This is a genomic window from Wolbachia endosymbiont of Tuta absoluta (assembly GCF_059414725.1).
On record NZ_JBNRJY010000638.1, the window covers coordinates 1 to 512 of the forward strand.

General features: G+C 31.8%; 1 protein-coding gene. It reads right to left on the minus strand.

Going from position 1 to position 512, the window contains the following annotated elements; genetic code table 11:
• Positions 1 to 267 precede the first annotated feature (267 nt).
• Positions 268 to 420, minus strand: coding sequence for a GGDEF domain-containing protein (locus tag ACJ5GX_RS06965; protein ID WP_495292840.1), 153 nt, complete (start codon positions 418 to 420; stop codon positions 268 to 270).
• Between the last annotated feature and the right edge of the window lie 92 nt (positions 421 to 512).

The window sequence follows — 512 nt, forward strand, 5'->3', positions numbered from 1 at the left end:
CGCCCCAGCAGTGCGTGACATACATAAGAAGATCGATCTGATTGCTATCAATGGATTTTTTATCATCCTGTGTCTGTTTTGAACAACCTGAAAGCAGTAATCCTGTACTAAAAATGGTAATCAATCCATACGCTAATAACTTATTCATATTCACTCAAATCATCTAATATTTCATCGAGTGTATACAGACAATAAAATATTGATAAATATATAATCTTTATATATTTATCACATAATATTCACAAAGGTTTTTAACGCTTCAATGTTCTATTTTTTATAGCGAATACAATTACGCCCTTCTGCTTTGGCTAAATACAAATATTCGTCAGCAGCTTTAAATACCTTATGAATATCTGTAGATATTTCAGGCCAGTGTGCAATACCAATCGATACAGTCACTGCGGGAATGTGATCGATCATAATACTCTGAATCTTTTTCTATAAACTTCCTGTACTCTTTAAAAAAATCATAAACACTGTTCCTTTCGTCTACAGATATTCATAAGGTATTT